16 protein-coding genes are annotated in these 18,529 nt (G+C 68.4%); 4 read left to right on the plus strand and 12 right to left on the minus strand.

From position 1 onward, the window contains the following. Window positions 1-3: 3 nt before the first annotated feature. The 4 genes from ACFVTM_RS11145 to ACFVTM_RS11160 form a co-directional block, all read right to left on the minus strand. Complete coding sequence (locus ACFVTM_RS11145) at window positions 4-2,082, minus strand: acyltransferase family protein (protein WP_390203531.1); 2,079 nt, start codon at window positions 2,080-2,082, stop codon at window positions 4-6. 270 nt (window positions 2,083-2,352) lie between these two features. After that, window positions 2,353-3,963: a chaperonin GroEL gene (groL, locus tag ACFVTM_RS11150; protein WP_390203532.1), complete on the minus strand. Its 1,611-nt coding sequence runs from the start codon at window positions 3,961-3,963 to the stop codon at window positions 2,353-2,355. 80 nt (window positions 3,964-4,043) lie between these two features. Next, entirely contained in the window at window positions 4,044-4,340 is a 297-nt protein-coding gene (gene groES, locus ACFVTM_RS11155; RefSeq protein ID WP_028275747.1) for a co-chaperone GroES, read from the minus strand. A 599-nt stretch (window positions 4,341-4,939) separates the two neighbouring features. Then, entirely contained in the window at window positions 4,940-5,371 is a 432-nt protein-coding gene (locus tag ACFVTM_RS11160) for a hypothetical protein (protein ID WP_390203533.1), read from the minus strand. Between the two features lie 66 nt (window positions 5,372-5,437). On the opposite strand from ACFVTM_RS11160, the gene ACFVTM_RS11165 reads away from it, so the two are divergent. Further along, entirely contained in the window at window positions 5,438-6,670 is a 1,233-nt protein-coding gene (locus ACFVTM_RS11165) for an SAM-dependent methyltransferase (protein WP_390203534.1), read from the plus strand. A 1-nt stretch (window position 6,671) separates the two neighbouring features. On the opposite strand, the gene ACFVTM_RS11170 is transcribed toward ACFVTM_RS11165, so the two are convergent. Further along, window positions 6,672-7,505 carry a shikimate 5-dehydrogenase gene (locus ACFVTM_RS11170; protein ID WP_390203535.1) on the minus strand — a complete coding sequence of 278 codons (834 nt, stop codon included), beginning with the start codon at window positions 7,503-7,505 and terminating at the stop codon, window positions 6,672-6,674. Between the two features lie 296 nt (window positions 7,506-7,801). Here ACFVTM_RS11170 and ACFVTM_RS11175 point away from each other — a divergent pair, with 296 nt between their 5' ends. Beyond that, window positions 7,802-8,953, plus strand: a complete 1,152-nt coding sequence (locus ACFVTM_RS11175) for a glutamate--cysteine ligase (RefSeq protein WP_390203536.1) — start codon at window positions 7,802-7,804, stop codon at window positions 8,951-8,953. Between the two features lie 66 nt (window positions 8,954-9,019). On the opposite strand, the gene ACFVTM_RS11180 is transcribed toward ACFVTM_RS11175, so the two are convergent. The 6 genes from ACFVTM_RS11180 to ACFVTM_RS11205 form a co-directional block, all read right to left on the minus strand. Further along, on the minus strand, window positions 9,020-10,177 hold the full coding sequence (locus ACFVTM_RS11180) for a tRNA (adenosine(37)-N6)-threonylcarbamoyltransferase complex transferase subunit TsaD (RefSeq protein ID WP_390203537.1): 1,158 nt from the start codon (window positions 10,175-10,177) through the stop codon (window positions 9,020-9,022). Beyond that, window positions 10,174-10,635, minus strand: coding sequence for a ribosomal protein S18-alanine N-acetyltransferase (gene rimI / locus ACFVTM_RS11185; protein ID WP_390203683.1), 462 nt, complete (start codon window positions 10,633-10,635; stop codon window positions 10,174-10,176). The genes ACFVTM_RS11180 and rimI overlap by 4 nt, the downstream gene beginning before the upstream one ends. 53 nt (window positions 10,636-10,688) lie before the next feature. After that, window positions 10,689-11,360 carry a tRNA (adenosine(37)-N6)-threonylcarbamoyltransferase complex dimerization subunit type 1 TsaB gene (gene tsaB, locus ACFVTM_RS11190; protein ID WP_390203538.1) on the minus strand — a complete coding sequence of 224 codons (672 nt, stop codon included), beginning with the start codon at window positions 11,358-11,360 and terminating at the stop codon, window positions 10,689-10,691. Next, window positions 11,360-12,025: a tRNA (adenosine(37)-N6)-threonylcarbamoyltransferase complex ATPase subunit type 1 TsaE gene (gene tsaE / locus ACFVTM_RS11195; protein ID WP_390203539.1), complete on the minus strand. Its 666-nt coding sequence runs from the start codon at window positions 12,023-12,025 to the stop codon at window positions 11,360-11,362. Before tsaE ends, tsaB begins: the two co-directional genes overlap by 1 nt. Then, window positions 12,022-13,242 carry an alanine racemase gene (gene alr, locus ACFVTM_RS11200; protein ID WP_390203540.1) on the minus strand — a complete coding sequence of 407 codons (1,221 nt, stop codon included), beginning with the start codon at window positions 13,240-13,242 and terminating at the stop codon, window positions 12,022-12,024. Before alr ends, tsaE begins: the two co-directional genes overlap by 4 nt. Before the next feature lie 509 nt (window positions 13,243-13,751). Beyond that, window positions 13,752-14,843, minus strand: coding sequence for a carbohydrate kinase family protein (locus ACFVTM_RS11205; RefSeq protein WP_390203541.1), 1,092 nt, complete (start codon window positions 14,841-14,843; stop codon window positions 13,752-13,754). Between the two features lie 80 nt (window positions 14,844-14,923). Between ACFVTM_RS11205 and ACFVTM_RS11210 the strand changes: the two genes are divergently transcribed. After that, window positions 14,924-16,396 (plus strand): 6-phospho-beta-glucosidase, encoded by a 1,473-nt coding sequence (locus tag ACFVTM_RS11210; RefSeq protein ID WP_390203542.1) that lies wholly within the window; start codon window positions 14,924-14,926, stop codon window positions 16,394-16,396. A 41-nt stretch (window positions 16,397-16,437) separates the two neighbouring features. Here the strand turns inward: ACFVTM_RS11210 and ACFVTM_RS11215 are convergent, their stop codons facing one another. Continuing rightward, window positions 16,438-17,019, minus strand: coding sequence for a GNAT family N-acetyltransferase (locus ACFVTM_RS11215; protein WP_390203543.1), 582 nt, complete (start codon window positions 17,017-17,019; stop codon window positions 16,438-16,440). A gap of 176 nt (window positions 17,020-17,195) precedes the next feature. Between ACFVTM_RS11215 and mshA the strand changes: the two genes are divergently transcribed. Next, window positions 17,196-18,461, plus strand: a complete 1,266-nt coding sequence (gene mshA / locus ACFVTM_RS11220; protein WP_390203544.1) for a D-inositol-3-phosphate glycosyltransferase — start codon at window positions 17,196-17,198, stop codon at window positions 18,459-18,461. The last annotated feature ends 68 nt before the right edge of the window (window positions 18,462-18,529 follow it).

Consider the following 18,529-nt stretch of genomic DNA (forward strand, 5'->3'; position numbering starts at 1 on the left):
TCCTTACCCGGCTTTCCAGCCGGTTGCTGCCATGAATTCGGTCTCAAAGTACGGAGCGAGGCTCTCCATATAGGTCCGGGTGACATGGTTGTCATCCTTGTAGACCATCACGTTGCCGATCACGGCCGGGCAGACATCGTCCGGGCAGAAGAACCGGCTGAAGTCGAGGAACTTGGTGTCCGGCAACTGCCCGGCCACGGCTGCATCGGGCGACGCAGCCTGATAGTTCTCCGCAGTGGCCGATCCGCAGGCGGCGTAGTTGTCGGGATTCTTTTCGAGGCACGCGGGGACGGCCTCGTGCATGCGCGGGGTGTCCCGCAGCGCGACAACGGGGATGCCGGCGTCGTTGATGGACTTGATCGGCGGAACCCACCCCGGGTCCATGAATTCGGCGTTGCCCCGACCGGGGTCAGTCCGGGTGCTGGTCGTCACCACGACATCCGGCTTCATCTCGAGCACCTTCTTCAGGGTGTCCTTGTTGAAGTCCAGGCACCCCTCCGAGAGCCCCGCGGCCGGGCCGACCGTCACCGGGCAGTAGCCCTTGGTGATGGCTTCCACCCGCCAGCCGTACTTCTCGGCCATCGCCAGGATAGGGGTCGCCCAGACGTGGGCATGGGAGTTGCCGATGATCAGCACGGTCTTGGCGGCATGTTCCTTGCCGTTGTTGCAGACGTTCGTGAGCTGTTTCTCATCCGCAGTGCAGCCGCCCGCGTACTGGGGCCATTCTTCGGCGGCCGTGGCCAGCGTGGGAAGGAGCGGTGCGGATTTGTCAGCGCCATCGACGTAGGCAGGGTCCAGCGACCGGGCACCCGGATTATTGGCCCAGGCCTGGCTCGAGGCGGCCGCCATGGCGTAGTTGATCTGAAGCTGCCAGCCCGCGAGCGGCACGGCCGCGATTGTCACGGCCGCTGCGATGGCCAGGAAGGCACGACGCCGGCGCACCTCCGGCCACTTCCACTGCCGCCAGGGTTTCTCAACGAAGCGGGTGGTGAGGTAGGCGAGCACCATCGAAACTGTGACGATGACGGCGCCCGTGATCGGGCCCGCATGGTCCCTGTCCGTCGCGGCAAGGGCGATGACCAGGACCGGCCAGTGCCACAGGTACAGGGCGTAGGAGATGTCGCCCAGGCCGACCAAAGGCTTCGAGCTGAGGATCCGGTCGACGCCGAACTTGCTGCCCGACTGGCCGGCGGCAATGACGCATGCCGCCGCAAGGGTGGGCCAGAGTGCCACATAGCCGGGGAAGGACGCCTGGACATTGAGCAGGAGGCCGCAGCTGAGCATGGCCACGATGCCCAGCCAACCGAGGGCCAGGCGCCAGCCCCGGGGAAGCCGCAGGCCGGGCAAGGCCAGGGCCACCAGGGTGCCCAGCGCAAACTCCCACAGCCGGGCCCAGGTATCGAAGTACGCCTCGGTCTGGGCCGTCAGGGTGAAAACGATTGAGTAGGCCAGGGAGACAACGAAGATCAGGGCGAAGATGTAGCACAGCAGCACGCGGTAGCGGAGCCTGAAGCGCCTGGCGAGGAGTGCCGCCCCTGCGAAGATGAGCGGCCAGAGGATGAAGATCTGTCCCTGGATCGAGAGGGACCAGAAGTGCTGGAAGGGGCTGGCCTGGCTGTGGTCCGAGGCGTAGTAGTTCGTGGCCTGGGACTGCAGGAGCCAGTTCTCGGCGTAGAACAGGGAGGCCCAGCCCTGGTTGATGACTTCCAGCCAGCGGGTCCGGGGCAGGAACAGGATGCTCGCGGCGAGGACTGCCACGAGGACAGTGACGGCGGCCGGGACGAGGCGCCGGAAAAGGTGCAGCCAGTGCTTGAGGAGGGCCATGGGCCGGCTCTGCTCGAAACGGCCGACGAACTGCAGCGTCATCAGGAAGGCCGAGATCAAAAGGAACACGTCCACGCCGCCCGAGACCCGGCCCAGCCAGATGTGGTAACTCATGACCATCAGGACGGCCAGGGACCGGAGTCCTTGGATTTCGGGCCTGAACGTGGATTTTCGGCCGGCCTTGCGGTCGGCGCTTGGGCCGGCCCTGTGCGCGGCACTGTGGCGGGCAGGCAGGGGCAAGGTTCTTTGCTGTGTCATAGAACAACCCCTCAACCAGATAACCAAAGCGTCCATGTTACCAAAACGTAATTTTCATAGCCAATCGTCGCGGCGGCCACAGATCTCCATTGAGGCATGCCAAGGTGTGAATTTCCAGTGAATCCGATGCGGAGAGGCGGCGCGGGTGAAGATGCCAGGCCGATTTGGGGGCGATTCGGGGGCCGATTCGTGGGGCAATCCTGGGCAGACGCCGGGCAAAAAAGAACGGCCCGGCAATAATGCCGGGCCGTCCCTGTACGCGGGCGGAGCTTAGTGCTTGTGCCCTGCGTGCTCGTTTTCGTCAGCCGGCTTCTCCACCACGAGGGTTTCCGTGGTGAGGACCAGCGCCGCGATGGAGGCCGCGTTGCGCAGAGCCGCACGCGTCACCTTGACGGGGTCGATCACGCCGGCGCCGATCAGGTCTTCGTACTCGCCGGACTTGGCGTTGAAGCCCTGGTTCACGGCGGATTCGGCGACCTTGGCAACTACAACGTAGCCGTCGAAGCCGGCGTTCTGGGCGATCCAGCGCAGCGGCTGGGTCAGGGCCCGGCGGACGATGCCGACGGCGGCAGCCGCGTCACCTTCGAGGGCCTGGACCGCAGCGTCCTCGTCGAGCGCCTTCAGCGCGTGGATGAGGGCGGAACCGCCGCCGGCCACGATGCCTTCTTCGAGGGCAGCGCGGGTCGAGGACACGGCGTCTTCGATGCGGTGCTTCTTTTCCTTCAGCTCAACCTCGGTGGCAGCGCCGACCTTGATCACGCCGATGCCGCCGGCCAGCTTGGCCAGGCGTTCCTGCAGCTTTTCCTTGTCCCAGTCCGAATCGGTGCGGGTCAGCTCGGCGCGCAGCTGCGCAACCCGGGCTGCGACGTCCTCGGCCGAACCGGCGCCGTCGACGATCGTGGTGTTGTCCTTGGTGACTGTGATGCGGCGTGCGGTGCCGAGCACCTCGAGGCCAACGGTGTCCAGGCTCAGGCCCAGCTCCGGGGAGACAACCTGCGCACCCGTGAGGGTCGCGATGTCCTGCAGCATGGCCTTGCGGCGGTCACCGAAGCCCGGAGCCTTGACGGCGACGACGTTCAGCGTGCCGCGGATGCGGTTGACGATCAGCGTGGACAGGGCCTCGCCCTCGACGTCCTCGGCGATGATGAAGAGCGGCTTGGAGCTCTGCAACGCCTTCTCCAGCAGCGGCAGGAAGTCCTGCACCGAGGAGATCTTGCCCTGGTTGATCAGGATCAGGGCGTCCTCGAGGACTGCCTCCTGGCGTTCCGCGTCCGTGACGAAGTACGGGGACAGGTAGCCTTTGTCGAACTGCATGCCCTCGGTGAGGACCAGTTCGGTCTGCGTGGTGGAGGATTCCTCGATGGTGATCACACCATCCTTGCCGACCTTGCCGAACGCCTCGGCCAGGAGCTCGCCGACCTCGTCGCTCTGGGCGGAGATGGCGGCAACGTTGGCAACCTGCGTGCCTTCGACGGGGCGCGCGTTCTCCAGCAGGCGGGCGGCGACGGCCTCGACCGAAACCTCAATGCCTCGCTTGATCTCGCCCGGCGCGGCGCCTGCAGCCACGTTGCGCAGGCCCTCCTTGACCAGGGCCTGGGCCAGGACAGTGGCGGTGGTGGTGCCGTCACCGGCAACATCGTTGGTCTTGGTGGCGACCTCCTTGGCAAGCTGCGCGCCAAGGTTCTCGTAGGGGTCGTCCAGCTCGACTTCACGGGCGATCGTCACGCCGTCGTTGGTGATCGTGGGGGCGCCCCACTTCTTGTCCAGTACGACGTTGCGGCCGCGCGGGCCCAGCGTGACCTTGACGGTGTTGGCGAGCTTATCGATGCCGGCTTCAAGCGACCGGCGGGCAGCGTCGTCAAACGCAAGCTGCTTTGCCATGGTTTTGTCCTTTCAAGACAGAACCCCGCGCAACTGATCCGTTCATTGCGAAGGATCGGCTGCGCGGGGGTCCAAGAGAGTTACTTTACGACGATCGCCAGAACGTCGCGGGCGGAGAGCACGAGGTACTCGGTGCCGCCGGTCTTGACTTCGGTTCCACCGTACTTGGAGTAAATGACGACGTCGCCGACGGCGACGTCAACGGGAACGCGGTTGCCGTTGTCATCGAAGCGGCCGGGGCCTACAGCAACAACTTCGCCTTCCTGCGGCTTCTCCTGTGCGGAGTCCGGGATAACCAGGCCGGAAGCCGTGGTCTGCTCGGCTTCGAGCGGGCGGACAACAATACGATCCTCAAGAGGCTTAATAGAGACCGACACTCGGACCTCTCCTTTTCGTCAGCAAATTCGTGGACTATGAAGCGGTGATGCCATGGCGCACAGACCGTCGTCGCGGTGCCGGCAGCGTGCCTGGCGGAACGCGCTTCATGTGTTAGCACCCTCCTAGGGAGAGTGCTAATGACGACTCTATGTAAATGATTAGCACTCGGTCAAGGTGAGTGCCAGAAATTCGTTGCGGGTGAACATGTTTCCCCGCGGGACATGCCCATTCTTCGCCCCGGCCCGGGGACACCTAGGCATCATGCTCATCGCTGGCGCAGGGCCATGGACATGCGCATTGCGTCCGAGCTGCCAGGCGGGACATGCCCATTCCTGGCCACCGGGCCACGGGCTGTCCAGCGGAACATGCCCATTCCTGGCCACCGGGCCACGGGCTGTCCAGCGGGACATGCCCATTCTTCGCTGCAGCCCGTGGACACTTAGGCATCATGCTCATTGTTGGCGCCTGGCCAAGGACATGTGCAACCACCGCCGGGCACCCAGCGGGACATGTCCATTCCTGGTGTCGAGAAGTGGGCATGTCCACCAGGGGATGCGCGTAAAACACCATCCCGCGAACGGCGTGAACCAGCGGGAGCCTACTGGCCGGCGAGGTCTTCGAAGTCCACGTCCTCGCCGTCGTCTGAGTCTGTGTCCTGGCCCTCGTCGTTACGGTGCCGGTACATCAGCATGGCGCCGGCGGCCGCGAGGAGCACGCCCGCGACAAGGACGATGATGCCGCCGAGCCGGGCCCCGGCATAGGTGTCGCGGATGGCCCGCGCCTCGTCCGTGGCGTCCTGGACATTCTTGCCGCCAACGGAATACACGGTCGCGTTGAAGGAATCGAGGAAGAAGATGATCACCAGCAAGGCGATGCAGACGACGGCGACCACGGCACCGGCGATCAGAGCAGGCCGGGCGTAGCGGGCCAGTCCCTGGGGGCTCCGGCGCACCTGCCCGTCGTCGTATCCGGCCGGATCCTGCCCGGCTGTGTCCTCTGAGATGCTCTCGCCTGCGCCGCTGTCTTCCATGCCGTCAAGCCTAGTCCCCGTGGTCCGGTCACAGGGTGCCCGCGGAGCTCAACTACGCTGGATGGCATGACTGACGCACCGCAGGAAAATATTGCCCCGATCCTCACCCCCGAGGGTTGGGAGCTGCTGGCGTCGCTGGGCCCGTACCGCGAGGATGAGGCCTTCCGGCTGACTGCGTCGCTGCGCAAGGCCGGCCACTCCCCCGAGCTCGTCTCGGCCGTCCTCACGCAGTCCCGGCTGCGGACCAAGGCCGAGGCCAAATTCGGCGAGTTCGCCCGGCAAATGATCTTCACCAAGGCCGGCCTGGAGCAGGCCACCCGGCTCACGGTCGCAGCGCGGCACGCGCAGCGGTTCGCCGAGGCCGGGATCGGCCACGTCGCTGATCTCGGCTGCGGACTGGGGGCCGATGCGATGGCCCTGGCGTCCCTGGACCTGGTGGTCACCGCGGTGGAGATGGACGAGGCCACGGCCGCCTGCGCCACCATGAACCTGATCCCGTTCCGCAATGCCACGGTGGTCCATTCGGATGCCACCGCAGTGCCGCTTGACGGCGTCGACGGCGTCTGGCTCGACCCGGCCCGCCGCACCACCTCCACGTCGGGAACTAAACGGATCTGGGATCCGGAGGATTTCTCGCCTCCCCTGTCCTTCGTGGAGTCGCTGGCCGGTTCCGGCCGCGCCGTCGGCGTGAAGATGGGGCCGGGCATGCCGCATGATTCCGTGCCCCCGGGTTGCGAGGCGCAGTGGGTTTCCGTCGGCGGGGACGTGACCGAAGTGGCCCTGTGGTTCAACGCCGTGCGGCGACCCGGGGTGCGGCGCGCGGCGCTCCTGCTCGGCCCGCAGGGTGCTGCCGAACTGACCAGCGACGAGGACTTCGACGGCGGCCCGGCGGCACCCGTGGGACCCGTGGAGGGGTATCTGTACGAGCCCGACGGCGCGGTCATCCGCGCCGGGCTGGTGGCCGACGTCGCCCTCCAGCTGGGCGGACACCTCGTGGACGAGCACATCGCCTACATCTGCGCCCCGGACCTGCGCGATACACCGTTCGCCAAGGCCTACAAGGTCCTGGAGGTGATGCCGTTCAACGTCAAGGCCCTCAAGTCCTGGGTCAAGGACCAAGGAATCGGCGTCCTGGACATCAAGAAGCGCGGCACCGCCGTCACCCCGGAGGAACTGCGCAAGCAACTCCTGCCCGGCGGGAAACCGGCCGGCTCCAAGGCCAAGGGCAAAAAATCAGCCACCCTGGTCCTCACCAGGATCGGCGAGGACCGGGTGGCCATCTCGGTGGAGCCCGTCTAACCTACTGGGCCCGCATGAAGTCCTCGGCTGCCTTGATCTGCTCGTCGGTGGGACGGATCCCGGTGTAGAGCACGAACTGCTCCAGTGCCTGGATTGTGGCCACCTCGGCTCCGGTGATCACACTCTTGCCGGCCGCGCGGGCGGCCTTGATGAGCGGCGTCTCGGCCGGGAGGGCGACGACGTCGAACACCACCTTCGCGGCGTCGATCGCCTCCTGCGGGAAGGACAGCGACTCGGCGTCCGGTCCGCCGGCCATGCCGACCGGTGTGACGTTGATGATCAGGTCGGCCGTCCCCGTGCCGGACTTGGCGGAGCCCAGTTCCGCGCTCCAGGCGAACCCGTACAGGTCGGCCAGGGCGCGCCCGGACTCTTCGTTGCGGGCCACGACGGTCACGTCCTTGAAGCCGGCATCGCGCAGCGCGGCCACGGTGGCCTTGGCCATGCCGCCGGAGCCCAGGACCAGCACCGAGTAGTCCGTGGGGACGGCGTTGCGCTGCAGGAGCTGCTCGATTGCCGTGTAGTCGGTGTTGTAGGCCGTGAGCCGGCCGGCGTCGTTGACGATCGTGTTGACCGAATCGATGGCCTTGGCCGAGGGGTCCATGACGTCCACGAGGGCGATCACGTCCTCCTTATAGGGCATGGACACCGCGCAGCCGCGGATGCCAAGGCCGCGCACGCCGGCGATCGCCTGGGCGAGGTCTGTGGGGGCGAAGGCCTTGTAGATCCAGTTCAGGCCCAGCTGTTCGTACAGGTGGTTGTGGAAGCGCGTCCCGTTGTTGCTGGGCCGGGCCGAGAGCGAGATACACAGGGTCATGTCTTTGTTCAGAATGGGCACAGCTCCATTAAACGCCAGGACGGGTCCTGTCCCCCGGCCGCCACGCGAACCGTCGCTGGCCAGCCGCGTTTGTGAACACACTCACGCATCAGCGGTAACTTTCGCACAGTCCCGGGGTTGCCCCTGCACTAGACTTGGACCACCCGTAGCCCTGCCGGCCCTCCCGGCCGGCGCCCCGGTGTAGGAATGGCATGTGACACCGCCGGTGGCACGTCCAGGGGCGCGTCCGAGGGTGTTTGCCGGCGCATGTCCCATCAGGACCACGGCCAGTGACAGCAAAAGAGTGAAGGGACCACATGAAGATCGAGTTCGCTTCATCCAAGCAGTCGACTTTGGGCGTGGAATGGGAGCTGGCGCTCGTCGACGCCGAGACCGGTGAACTGGCCTCCGTGGCGAACCAGGTGCTCCGCGAAGTCGCTGCCCGGCATCCCGAACTCAATGAAGACGACGAGCACCCGCACATCAAACAGGAGCTGCTGCTGAACACGGTGGAGCTCGTCACGGGCATCTGCACCACCGTCGCCGAAGCCAAAGCGGACCTGAACAGCTCGCTCGCGGCCGTCAGGGATGTTACCGATCCCATGGGCGTGGAAGTCTTCTGCGCCGGCAGCCACCCCTTCAGCCCGCCGCAGCTGCAGCCCGTCACGGACAAAGAACGCTACGCCAAGCTCATTGACCGGACCCAGTGGTGGGGCCGGCAGATGGTCATCTACGGCGTCCACGTTCACGTCGGACTGGACAGCCGGGACAAGGTCCTGCCGGTGCTGGACGGCCTGGTCAACTACTTCCCGCACTTCCAGGCGCTCTCCGCATCCAGCCCCTTCTGGGGCGGCGAGGACACCGGCTATGCCTCGCACCGTGCCCTCATGTTCCAGCAACTGCCCACCGCGGGGCTTCCCTTCCAGTTCGCCAGCTGGGAGGACTACGAGTCCTACGTGCAGGACATGTTCACCACCGGTGTGATCGACACGCTCTCCGAGATCCGCTGGGACATCCGTCCCGTCCCGGCCCTCGGCACCATCGAGATGCGCATCTGCGACGGCCTGGCGACCTTGGAGGACGTCGGAGCCATCGCCGCCTTGACGCAGTGCCTCGTCGACGAATTTTCCACCACGCTGGAGAACGGCGGCACCATCCCCACCATGCCGCCGTGGCATGTCCAGGAAAACAAGTGGCGCGCGGCCCGGTACGGCCTGGACGCGATCATCATCCTCGACGCCGAAGGCAACGAGCAGCTCGTCACGGAGCACCTGCGCGAGACACTCAAGCGGCTTGAGCCTGTCGCGGCGAAGCTGGGCTGCAGCGCCGAGCTGGCCGACGTCGAGAAGATCATCCAGCGCGGCGCCGGCTACCAGCGGCAGCGCCGGGTCGCCGCCGAGCACGGCGGGGACCTGCGCGCCGTCGTGCTGGATCTGGTCAAGCAGATGCGCCAGGGGCCGGACGCCTAGCTCCGGAGCGCGCCCGCCTCCCCGGAGGCGGACCCGGCTTCCGGCAGTCCCAGTTGGAGACCGGGCTCAGGCGGAGACCGTCGTGACCGGCATCGAGGAGTCCGGGGCAAACCCGATCCCGCTCGGTTGCACGCCGGCCATCACCAGTTGCGCCCCGAGCGCTGCCACCATGGCGCCGTTGTCCGTGCACAGCGGCAGCGGCGGCACCGTCAGCCGGATCCCGGCGGCCCTGCAGCGTTGTTCAGTGAGCTGGCGCAGCCGCGAGTTCGCGGCGACGCCCCCACCCAGGAGGACCTCGGTGATGCCGTTTTCGCGGCAGGCCAGCACCGCCTTGGCGGTAATGACGTCCACCACGGCTTCCTGGAACGCCGCGGCGATGTCCGCGACGGGAACGGTTTCGCCGCTGGCCTCGAACTGCTCCACGCAGCGGGCGACGGCGGTCTTGAGCCCGCTGAAGGACCAGTCGTAGCGGTGCGGTCCTGGTTCCTCGGCGGTCCCCATGTACTTGGGCTGGGTCAGGCCGCGCGGGAACCGGATGGCCTTCGCGTTGCCGGTGCGCGCGAGCTTGTCGATGGCCGGGCCGCCCGGGTAGCCCAGGCCCAGGAGCCGCGCCACCTTGTCGTAGGCCTCGCCGGCGGCATCGTCGATCGTGGAACCGAGCAGCTCGACGTCGTCCGTGATGCTCCGGATCCGCAGGATCTCGGTGTGGCCGCCGGACACCAGCAACGCGCCCATATTGTCCGGCAGGGTTCCCAGCGCCTCCGGCGCCTGCTGAGACGGCTCGCCTGACGGCGTCGGGGATTGCGGCGACGTAATACCGGACGGAGTCATTGTGGCGGCGCCGTTCTGAAGAAGCCCGACGCCGACATGCGCCACCAGGTGGTTGATGGCGTAGAGCGGTTTGCCGGTGGCGACGGCGAGCGCCTTGGCCGCGCACACCCCCACCATCAGGGCCCCCGCCAGGCCCGGCCCGGAGGTGACGGCAATTGCGTCGATGTTCGCCAGGGACACGTCCGCCTCCGCGAGCGCCTCCTCAAGGGTGGGGACGAAGGCGTCGAGGTGGGCGCGGGAGGCGATCTCAGGAATCACGCCGCCGAAGCGGACGTGCTCGTCCATGGAGGACGAGACGGTGTTCGTCAGCAGGGCGGTCCCCCGGACGATGCCGACGCCGGTTTCGTCGCAGGAAGACTCGATGCCGAGCACGAGCGGCTGGGTGCGGTTCAAGGGCGGCCTGCTTCCTCTGGCTGGGGGCGGAGCGGTTGCAGCTGGAGCCGCATGATCAGTGCGTCGACGCCGTCGCGGTAGTAGCGGGGCCGGATGTGGATCTGTTCGAAGCCGAAGCGCCGGTAGAGCTGCTGGGCCCGGGGGTTGTCCGCCCTGACCTCCAGCAGCACGTCCTGGGCGCGGCGGCGTCGGCTTTCCATGATCAGCTCGGTGAGCAGCGCCGAGCCGATGCCCTTGCCTTCCTGCTCGGGCACCACGGCGATGGTCTGGACGTCCGAGATCGGTTCGATGCACATGAGCCCGGCGTAGCCCACGATCCCACCGCGGATCTCGGCCACGAGGTAACGGCGGGTATCGGTCTGCGCCAGCTCGTCGTGGAACATCTGCAGCGGCCAGGCATCCACGGGAAACAGCCGGCGCTCCAGTTCGTGGACGGCGGGGATGTCCGCGGCGTCCATGTCGCGCAGGGTGACGCCGCCGGGCAGCCTGAGCGGTGTGCTGTGCTCCGCGCTCACAGGGCACGCTTCCGGGGTCCGGGCACCTGGGCGTCAGACTCGCGCAAGTACAAAGGAGTGGAGTCCAGGAGCTGTTCGCCCGCGGCGAGCCGGGCCAAGGCGAACTGGCCCAGGGAGAGGGCCTCCGGCTGCCGGGTGCTGAATTCGGGGACCGCCTTGACGACGTCGGAGTAGATTCCGGCCCCGGCACCGTAGACAGGCAGATCCGGCAGGTCCGCGGCGAAGCCCACATGCGGGCCGTCGGCCAGGTGCGGCAGCTGGGCATCGGAGAAGGTGTACCGGGCCCAGTACACTTCCTTGCGGCGGGCATCGGTGGCCACAATGAACTCCGCGGCCGAGTCGGTGGATTCGGCAACTTCCAGGGCGATCGCGTCCAGGCTCATGACCCCGTACAGCGGCTTGCCCCAGACAAAGGCGAGCGTGCGGGCGGTGACGATCCCGGAGCGCAGCCCCGTGAACGGGCCGGGACCCACGCCGGTGACAATTGCGTCGACGTCGCTCCCGCTGACGCCGGCCTCGGCCAGGAGCGCGTCGATCCCCGGGGCCAGAACCTCCGCGTGGGTGCGGGTGTCCGCGGTGGCGAAGCTGGCGAGCACGGATTCCGGCGCGTCATCGGAGACCAGCGCGGCGCTGGCGACGGCCGAAGTGTCGATGGCGAGGATGAGCATCAGGAGTTCCGTTCCGGGGTCTGGGGCGCGGTGAAAGTCTCGACACCGGGCAGGCTGGCGGGCCCGACGCCGGGCACCGACGGGGCTTCGGCCCAGCGCGGGCCGAAGCCGCGGATCACGACGGACCGCGGTTCGTCGTCGTCGTCCGTGTCAAAGTCCAGCACGCCGGGAAGGGCTGAGGGATCGGCGGCCGCATGGGGTGCCCCGGCTGGGCGGGTCACGGGGGGCATGCCTCCGGTGCCGCCGCGGGGGCGGTGCAGTTCCACCTCGAGCCGGCTATCGCTCAGGTGTTCAACCCGGCCGCGGCCCCACTCGACCACCGTCACGGCGCTGTCCATGGTGTTTTCAAGATCGATGTCATCGATTTCAGCGGCAGACTCCAGCCGGTAGGCGTCCACATGTACCAGGTCCGGACCGCCCGGCCGGGGCCCGCCAGGCAGATTGGGGTGGATGCGCACCAGGACAAAGGTCGGCGAAATGATGCCTGACCGCACGCCCAGCCCCTCCCCAAGGCCCTGCGTGAAGGTGGTCTTCCCGGCACCGAGTTCGCCGGTCAGGACCAGCAGGTCGCCCGGCTCCAGGACGGCGCCCAGGGCTGCGGCGAGCGCGTGCGTCTCCGCCGCCGTCCGGACCTCAAGCCTCCATTCCCACGCGGGCCCGCTCACGGCCGCTCTTCGCCGGTGGAGGGCTCTTCGTGAAGGTAGCGGCGCGGCACCCGGGGGCTGATCCGGGTGACGATCTCGTAGTTGTTGGTGCCGGCGGCCCGGGCCCAGTCATCGGCCGTGGGTCCGCCGTCGGCGCCATCGCCGAACAGCACTGCCTCGGCCCCAAGGACGCTCGGGCCTCCGGACGCCACGTGGCGCGGTCCGAGGTCGATCACCATCTGGTCCATCGCAATCCGCCCCACCACCGGATAGTTCACGCCCTCGACCCGCACCGGGCCGCCGGTGGCGATGCGCGGCACGCCGTCGGCGTAGCCCAGCGGGATGAGCCCGAGCGTGCTGACGCCGTCGGTGTGGTAGTTCAGCCCGTAGGAAACGCCCTGCCCGGCGGGCACGTCCTTGCAGTGCGACACCACCGTGCGGACGGTCATGGCCGGGCGCAGCCCGAGCTCGGCCGGGCGTTGTCCTTCAAAGGGGGACAGCCCGTACAGGCCCAGCCCCACGCGGACCAGGTCAAAATGGGTGTCCGGCCGGGAAAGCGTGGCCGGGGTGTTGGCCAGGTGGCGGACCTCGGGGTCCACGCCGGCGTCCTGGGCGATGGCGAGGACCTGCCGGAACGCGGCGAGCTGCTCATCGGTTTCGGGCCGTTCGGGTTCATCGGCGACGGCGAGATGGGAGAAGATCCCCACGACGCGGAGCAGGCCCTGGTCCTGGTGTTCCATGGCCTCGCCCACCAGGCTGTCCCAGGCGTCGAGCGTGGCGCCGTTGCGGCCGAGCCCGGTGTCGACCTTCAGGTGGACGCGGGCGGGCCGTTCCTGCTCGCGGGCGGCGGCGACAATCCGGTCCAGTTCCCAGCCTGAGCAGCCGATGTCGATCCCGGCGGCTACCGCGGCGGCGAAGTTGCTGTCCGGGGTATGCAGCCAGGCCAGCAGCGGCGCCTCGATCCCGGCGGCGCGCAGTGCGAGGGCCTCGGAAATGTGGGCGACGCCCAGCCAGCTGGCACCTGCGCCGAGGGCGGCCCTGGCCACCTGGACTGCGCCGTGCCCGTAGGCGTCGGCCTTGACCACGGCCATGACCTGCGCGGGTGATGCCACCGCGGCGAGGTGGCGGACGTTGTGCCGGATGGCGTCGAGATCGATTACGGCCGAGCGTTCCTCAGCGCGGGCAGGCACAGCCGCCGAATCGGGCAGGAGTTCGCCTGTTGATGCTTGGTAAGTCACTTAACGATTCTAGGCGCGGCGCCGCAGGCCGAATAATCCGCGGCCCCGTCCACCACTGGACATGCCCTCCCTCCCCGCGGGACATGCCCATTCTTCACACCAACCATGGGGCACAACGGGTACCTGCCCACGCCCCGGCCCCGGCGGAAGTCATGTCCAGTGGTGGTGACGGGAACCCCAAGGAACCCGCACCCCCGCCAGAGCAGGCGCAACGCGGGACATGCCCATTCTTCACACCAACCATGGGGCATAACGGGTGTCTGCCCACGCCACGGCCCCGGCGGAGGACATGTCCAGTGGTGGTGACAGGAACCCCAAGGAACCCGCACCCCGCCAGAGCAGGCGCAACGCGGGACATGCCCATTCTTCACACCAGCCACAGGGCACAACGGGTACCTGCCCACGCCACGGCACGAGCGGAGGACATGTCCAGTGGTCGCGGGAAACCCGAGGAGCCGTCCGACCCGCCAGCGCAAGGCGCCCCCGCGAAGCCAGCCGCCCCGGCGCAGCTACGCGTCGGACAGGTGCGCGATGGTCGCCGTCGCGCGCCGCTGCGCCCCGGGCGGAACATCGCGCACGATGTCCTCCAGGAAGCGGTAGCGGCGCAGCCATTGACTGCCCTGCCGTTCCTTCCGGGCGTTGGCCCGCTGCCACCAGTCGGCAATGTCCCCCCAGCCGGGTGCGGCAAGTGAGCCGCCAACCTCCTGCACGGCCAGGGCGGCACACAGATTGGCGAAGCGGAGCCGGTCTCCCAGCGGCCAGCCGGCCAGGGATCCGACAATGAACGCCGCACCGAAGCAGTCGCCGGCACCGGTGGGGTCGTAGGCCCGGACCGGCAGGGACGGGACCCACTCCTCCTCCCCGGTCTCCGAATCGACGGCCATGGACCCTTGGGCGCCGAGTGTGACCACCGCTACCGGGACCCTGTCCGCGAGCGAATACAACGCGGACCACGGGTCGTCGCGGCCAGTGAAGTTCATGGCTTCATGCTGGTTCGGCATGAAGGCGTGGAAGTACCGCAGGTTGTCCAGCCGGGACGAGGACCACGCGCCGGTGGGGTCCCAGCCGACGTCGCCGAACAGCCGGACGCCGTTCTTCTGCGCGTCGATGGCCCACGGTTCGAGTTCCTCCCCCAACTCGGCGACGGCTGCGAGCGCCGGCGGCGGACATCCGACCAGCTCGCTGGAGGACACGGGGGCCGGGTGCCCGTGCGTCACCATGGACCGGTCCTTCTCCACGCTCAAGGACACCGTGACGGGCGAATGCCAGCCCGGCACACGCCGTGAGAGCGACAGGTCCACGTGCTCCTGGGCGGCCAGGATCTTCCAGTTGTAGTCGCCGTAGCCGTCGTCGCCGAACACGGCGGCCAGGCCGGTCCGCAGTCCCAGCCGGGCCGCGGCGATCGCCTGGTTGGCGACACCCCCGGGGCAGCTGCCCATCCCGTCGCTCCAGATTTCCGTCCCGGGCTCGGGCGCGTGCGGCAGTCCGGTGAAGATGATGTCCTGGAACACGGTGCCGGTCAGGAGCAGGTCGAACCCGTCCGCGGCGGGGCTGCGGACGGCAGACAGCGGGTCAAAGCGCCGCGTCGGGTTCGCGTCCATATACGGCACACTACGCTGTACCTCCGTCGAGGGAAACCGCGGGAAGCGGGACCCTGACCAGCGGGGAATAGACTGTCCGCATGCGGCTCACGATCGCCGGCGGGGGCGGGTTCCGGGTCCCCCTGGTCTACCGGGCGCTCTCTGCCGGCCCTTTCGCGGGACTGGTGCGGGAGCTGGTGCTCTACGACGTCGACCGTGCCAGGCTGGCGGCTATCGAGGCGGTCCTGGCCTCCGTTGCCCGGCAAGGGCCGCCGGGTTCCGGCCCCCAGGTCCGGGCCGTTTCCTCCCTCCCGGAGGCCCTCGACGGCGCCGACATGGTCTTCGCCGCGATCCGGCCCGGCGGCACCGCCGGGCGGACCGCCGACGAACGGGTTGCCCTGGACCTCGGACTCCTGGGCCAGGAAACCACCGGCCCCGGCGGCATCTCCTACGCCCTCCGGTCCATTCCGCCAATGCTGCATCTCGCCGAGGAAATGCGCAGCCGCTGCCCTGAGGCCTGGCTGCTGAACTTCACCAACCCGGCCGGCATAGTCACCCAGGCCCTCGTCCCGGTGCTCGGGCAGCGGGTGATCGGGATTTGCGACTCGGCCAGCGGGCTGGTGCACCGCGCGGCGCGGGCTGCCGGCGTCACGCTGGCAGAGGGCACGCTCGACGGCGTGGGCTACTACGGCCTGAACCACCTCGGCTGGCTGTACCGGCTCGATTCCGGAGGCCGGGACGCCCTCCCGGGGCTGCTCGCAAACCCTGCGGCGCTGGCGGGATTCGAGGAGGGTCGCTTGTTCCCGCCGGAGCTGCTGGCTGGCCTTGGCTGCCTGCCCAACGAGTACCTGTTCTACTACTACTGCACCGCTCGAGCGGTCGCCGGCATGCGTGGTGCGGACCTGACCCGCGGGGAATCCATCGCCCGGCAGCAGGCCGAACTCTATCCCCGGCTGGCTGCCGCCGGACCGGACGCGTTCGCCCTCTGGGACGCGGCCCGCCTGTCCCGCGAGGAGGGCTATCTCGCGGAAGCCCGCGCCTCGGGCGAACACCGTGACGAGACCGACCTCGCAGGCGGCGGCTATGAGCGGGTGGCCTTGGCGGCCATGCGCGCCCTGTCCGGAGGCGGCGCGGCCGACCTGATCCTCAACACGGTCAACGACCGCAATACCGCCACCACCGGCGCCGCTGGCCCGGCACGCGCACCGGAAACGGGTGCCGCCGGGTCCGCGACACCGGCGGTGGCTCCGGTCGCTCCCGCAGTCCCGGCAGTCCCGGCCGTCCCGGGACTGCCGGGGGACGCCGTCGTCGAAGTTCCGTGCAGGGTGACGCCCGACGGCGCCGCGCCGTTGCCGCAGGATCGTCCCGGACCGGCGCAATTGGAGCTGATGCGGCGGGTCAAGGACGTCGAGCGGTTCGTCGTGGAGGCGGCGACCACGGGTCGGCGGGAGGCAGCACTTGCCGCGTTCGCCAGGCATCCGCTCGTCGATTCGGCAGACCTTGCCGGCAAGCTGCTCGCCGGCTATGAGGCCTCGTTCCCGGAACTGGGCCGGCTCTGGCACGGCCGGCTGTGACGACTCGGAGTTGACGGGCCCGCGGGCAGCGGGCCAGTCCCCTACAGCTTCCGGTACATCACGTGCAGTCCCACGTAGCCCAGCTCGGGGTGGTTGAACGCCTCGGGGATGGTCGCGAGCACCTCGAAGCCCATGGACTTCCAGGCGGCAACGGCCCGGACATTGCTTTCCACGACGGCGTTGAACTGCATGGCCCGGAAGCCGGCGTCGCGCGCGGCCTCGAGTGAATAGGCGCAGAGGGCCCGGGCCAGTCCGCGGCCAGCCTGGGCGGGATGGACCATGTAGCCGGCGTTGGCGACATGGCTGCCGCCGCCGCCCTGGTTGGGGTGCAGTTCGCCGGTGCCAAGGACGGCCCCCTCGGTCCGGTCGCCGCCGCCACGGCCACCAGCACCGCCGCCGTCGCCGTCATCTGGCCCGGCGTCGACCGCGACGAAGGTCTGCCCCGGCGCCTGCTTGAACCAGCGCCCGCGGGCCTCGTCCTCGGTGATGTCCCGGTCCCACGTAAAAGTCTCCCCGGCCCGGATGACCGGTTCCAGGATCGCCCAGATACCCGGCCAGTCCTCCGGGCGGGCCCCACGGATTTTCCACCCGGCTGCAGCTTCAGGTTTTGTTGTTGCGCTCACAGCGGCCACGGTAGCAGCACGGTCACGGAAGCGGTTCGGTTTTGGTCAAGGAACCGATCCGTGAACCGGCCGGCACTTCAGGAGTAGTGTTTTATCGAAACGCAGTTTGCAAAGGAAATTTTGCAAAGGAAGTGCACTCAGCACAGAAAATGCACTCCGCACAGGAAAGGGGAACCGTGTCGCTGATCCGCCGCGTCGCTTTCCTTTCCCTGCACACTTCGCCCATGGAGCAGCCCGGCTCCGGCGACGCCGGGGGAATGAACGTGTACGTTCGGGCGCTGGCGGCGGCGCTGGCCGAGACCGGCGTGGAAGTGGAGATCTTCACCCGGTCCACCTCGGCCTCGCAGCCCGCCGTCGAACACCCGTCCTCGGGTGTGTGCGTGCACAACGTCCTCGCCGGCCCGCCCCGGAAGCTGCCCAAGGAGGAGCTCCCCGGACTGCTGCACAGCATGGTCGCCGAGATCGACCGCATCCGGCACCTCCAGCCGCACGGCCGGTATGACGTCGTCCATTCCCACTACTGGGTGTCCGGGGTGGCCGGGCTGGAGCTCGCGGAACTGTGGCGGCTGCCCCTCGTGCACACCATGCACACGATGGCCAAGGTCAAGAACCAGCTCCTGGAGTCCGGCGAGCAGCCTGAGCCGCGGCGGCGCGAGGACGGCGAGCATCGGATTGTCGACGGCGCCACGCGGCTGATCGCCAATACCGGCACCGAGGCGGCCGAGCTGGTCTCGCACTACGACGCCGACATCGACCGCATCGACGTCGCCCCGCCGGGCGTGGACCTGGCCGTGTTCACGCCGGCTTTCAGGAATCGCGCCAGGGTCCAGCACGGCATCGCCCCGGGCAAGTTCCATCTGCTGTTCGCAGGCCGGATCCAGCGGCTCAAGGGCCCGCAGGTCCTGATCAAGGCTGCCGCGCTCCTGCGTTCCCGGCGCCCGGACATCGATTTGCAGCTGACCATCCTGGGGGCCGTCAGCGGCGCCAAGGACTTCAACCTCAAGTCGCTCATCAGCGCCGCCGGAATGGACGACGTCGCCACCCACCATCCGCCGGTCAACGCCCCGGAGCTTGCTGGCTGGTACCGGTCGGCCGACGTCGTGGTGATGCCCTCCTACAGCGAGTCCTTCGGCCTGGTGGCCCTGGAGGCGCAGGCCTGCGGCACGCCGGTCCTCGCCACGAAGGTGGGCGGCCTCTCCCGCGCCGTGCAGGACGGGCGCACGGGGATGCTGATCGAGGGCCACAAGGCCGGCGACTGGGCGGACGCCCTGGAAGCGCTCTTCGACGACACCCAAACGCGCACCGACATGGGGCGCGCCGCCGCGATCCACGCCCAGGACTTCGGCTGGCAGCGCACCGCCGCGATAACGCTGGAGAGCTACCACACCGCCGTAAGCCAGTATTTTGGAAGCCTGACCATGCCGGTGGGCCACACGCCCTGAACCGGACCACGCCCAAGCCCGCGCCGGCAACACCGGACCGGAGCAACCGCCGAAGCCACGAGCCGAAG

The sequence above is a fragment of the Arthrobacter sp. NPDC058130 genome (assembly GCF_042884475.1).
In the GTDB taxonomy this organism is placed as follows: domain Bacteria; phylum Actinomycetota; class Actinomycetes; order Actinomycetales; family Micrococcaceae; genus Arthrobacter.

Excerpts from the sequence above, each read along its gene's own strand:
- ACFVTM_RS11145 (WP_390203531.1), bottom strand. The coding sequence starts at position 2,082 with ATGACACAGCAAAGAACCTTGCCCCTGCCTGCCCGCCACAGTGCCGCG.
- ACFVTM_RS11175 (WP_390203536.1), top strand. The coding sequence starts at position 7,802 with ATGAAGATCGAGTTCGCTTCATCCAAGCAGTCGACTTTGGGCGTGGAA.
- rimI (WP_390203683.1), bottom strand. The coding sequence starts at position 10,635 with ATGGACGCCGCGGACATCCCCGCCGTCCACGAACTGGAGCGCCGGCTG.
- ACFVTM_RS11160 (WP_390203533.1), bottom strand. The coding sequence starts at position 5,371 with ATGGAAGACAGCGGCGCAGGCGAGAGCATCTCAGAGGACACAGCCGGG.
- tsaB (WP_390203538.1), bottom strand. The coding sequence starts at position 11,360 with ATGCTCATCCTCGCCATCGACACTTCGGCCGTCGCCAGCGCCGCGCTG.
- groL (WP_390203532.1), bottom strand. The coding sequence starts at position 3,963 with ATGGCAAAGCAGCTTGCGTTTGACGACGCTGCCCGCCGGTCGCTTGAA.
- ACFVTM_RS11165 (WP_390203534.1), top strand. The coding sequence starts at position 5,438 with ATGACTGACGCACCGCAGGAAAATATTGCCCCGATCCTCACCCCCGAG.
- ACFVTM_RS11210 (WP_390203542.1), top strand. The coding sequence starts at position 14,924 with ATGCGGCTCACGATCGCCGGCGGGGGCGGGTTCCGGGTCCCCCTGGTC.
- ACFVTM_RS11205 (WP_390203541.1), bottom strand. The coding sequence starts at position 14,843 with ATGGACGCGAACCCGACGCGGCGCTTTGACCCGCTGTCTGCCGTCCGC.